We start from the raw sequence: 2,429 nt of genomic DNA, 5'->3' as shown, positions 1-2,429 counted from the left end.
AATATTTCCCAGATAAAGTATCCGCTTAAATAGTTATCCCATCTTAGTTAAAAAGGGAGGTTCCATAGAACCTTCCTACAAAACTTTTAGAAAAGACTAATAATTCTGGCTATTTATTAGACATCTCCAATAAAAAAAAATACATCAATTATTTCCCCCTACTCCCTACTCCCTACTCCCTTATTCCCAAACACACGATTAAAGAAAGGTATAATTTCAGACCAAGCTGAAGTAGTTGCAACAGAGTCATAACGATAACCATCATCACGCATGAAAGTATGCTCTGCTTCATATAAGAAAATTTGGTGAGTTACACCAGTTTGCTCTAAAGTTTGAATCACGGTTTGGCGATCGCCTTCTGGTGTGTGAGGATCTTGACTACCAAAGACAATAAGTATTTCACCTTCAATTTCACTCACTCTTTTAATTGTATCAGCTACCCCCTTACCTAACTTCCCACTAGGAATGCCAGTGGGATAACAACAAACTGTAGCTTTAATATCTTTTTCAAAAGCAGCGCGGAAAGCTAAATGCCCACCAATACAAAAACCCATAGCTCCTATTTTATCAGCAGCAACAGAACTTTCTGCTTTGAGAAATTCAATAACAGCCAGAGTATCTGCATCATATTCAGGCACTGCTGTTCGACGAGCATTATCATTACCCCGCATCCGCCCCAGGTCATCTGGCTCAATGACTACACCTATTGGCTCAGTTCGATGAAAAATTTCTGGGGCAGCTACTACATAACCATATCCTGCCAAATAGTTAGCTAGACGAATTATTGGGCCTCCTAACTGATAGATATCGCTGTAAAATACAATACCTGGGTAAATTCCTGGTGCTTTGGGGGTTGCTACATATACACGCATTAAACTGTCATCAACAGTTAAATTAACGTTACGTTTAGTAATTTGCACCTACTACCTCCATTGTTGTACTCAAGAATTTTTCTACAACACGAGAAAAAGACGGGAGCTTAATAGCCCCGTTGTTTCAACACGGGGCGGAAAAGCGACACGAGCGGATTTATCCGCCGTCTTAATGCCTATCATGATGTGGGTCATTAATATAAGCCATTACCTTTGCTGTACTAATTTTACCAGATGTATCATAAAAATAACTCTTTGTCCAAAGAGAAGGTAGTTTTGTTAATTCTCGAAATTCCTCTCTCCATATTCTTGAGCTTCTTCCCTTAAAAGCTCTAACCACTTCAGATATAGTTGTTTTTTCATCATATTCTACTAACAATTGACATCCTCCTCGGCCTAAAGGCACGGGGATTCCTACCGAGCCGAAGCTCCGATGCGAGTTGACGTTTCACAGGCTGCTGCTACTTTGGCAGTAGTCTTACGCTTGCCTCCACGTCCGTTTAATGTCTCCGAATGCCCTCCGGCGACTAATATATTTATTGCTGCATTTTCATCACGGTCGTGCTTGACACCACAATTCAAACATTCCCATTCTCGCACCTTAAGGTCTAATTTACCACCTTTAAAACCACAGCTAGAGCAGGTTTGAGATGTTGCTTCCCACCTGCTTATCACTCTAAAATCACGACCGTATTTTTCAGCAATTCCTTCTAACAGTGTCCTAAATTGTCTCCAACCTAAATCTGATATGGCTCTGGATAATTTGCGATTTTTTATCATACCAGAAACATTGTCATACCTCTAAAACAATTGTTTGGTTTTCACGAATTATTTCAGTGGATAATTTATGTAGAAAATCTGTTCTCGTATCCTTGAGTTTGGCATGAAATTTAGCAATTCTCAACCGTGCTTTTTCGTATCGATATGATCCCCTAGTTTTTTTAGATAAAGACTTGCTTAACTTACGTTAGCGCAGCTCCTCTGAAAGAGGCTACTTATTAATCCTTTTATTCAATGGTTTTGGTGCATCAATTTTTTGACAATTACTCCCATTACTCAAAGTTGCAAAAGTTTTAATTCCTAAATCTATACCTACTGAATTATCAGTTTTTGGTAAAGTTTCTGGTTGTATTTCTACTACAAAACTTAAGAAATATCTGGTAGCTGAATCTTTAATTACCGTTACTGAAGAAGGTGGATTTGGCAATGGTCTTGACCAGGCAACTTTGAACTTTCCAATCTTAGCCAAGTAAACTTTTTCTTGATATACTTTAAAACCTCTTAGGGTAAACCTAGCAGATTGTTTTGACCTTCTAGTTTTGAATTTAGGAGGTTTAACAGGTCTACCTTTTCTCTTACCTTTGCTTGAAGTAAAGAAATTTTGATAAGCTTGGTTTAAATCATTTAATGATTGCTGTAATGGTACAACTGAAACTTCTGATAACCATTCTCTGTCTTCAGTGTTTTTAGCTTGAGTAATAAAAAGCTTTTGTAATTCGGATAAGTCAAGTTTCTTTTCTCCTGAAGTATACTTTTCTTGGCAGCAAGCTAGGCTAT

Annotated in this window: 2 protein-coding genes and 2 pseudogenes; all 4 read right to left on the bottom strand. The window is 38.0% G+C overall.

Annotated features, from left to right (window positions below):
* Window positions 1–158: 158 nt before the first annotated feature.
* Window positions 159–920, bottom strand: coding sequence for a dienelactone hydrolase family protein (locus tag F6K22_RS38715; RefSeq protein ID WP_293110236.1), 762 nt, complete (start codon window positions 918–920; stop codon window positions 159–161).
* 121 nt (window positions 921–1,041) lie between these two features.
* Window positions 1,042–1,251 (bottom strand): annotated as a pseudogene (locus F6K22_RS38710) (transposase); the annotation flags it as partial.
* 35 nt (window positions 1,252–1,286) lie between these two features.
* Window positions 1,287–1,652 (bottom strand): RNA-guided endonuclease InsQ/TnpB family protein, encoded by a 366-nt coding sequence (locus F6K22_RS42815; RefSeq protein WP_363275379.1) that lies wholly within the window; start codon window positions 1,650–1,652, stop codon window positions 1,287–1,289.
* 13 nt (window positions 1,653–1,665) lie between these two features.
* A pseudogene (locus F6K22_RS38705) lies at window positions 1,666–2,429 on the bottom strand (RNA-guided endonuclease InsQ/TnpB family protein); the annotation flags it as partial.

Source organism: Okeania sp. SIO2F4, from assembly GCF_010672385.1.
GTDB lineage: Bacteria > Cyanobacteriota > Cyanobacteriia > Cyanobacteriales > Microcoleaceae > Trichodesmium.
The sequence above is the reverse complement of the archived record's forward strand: the minus strand, read 5'-3'. Positions and strand labels throughout refer to the sequence as shown.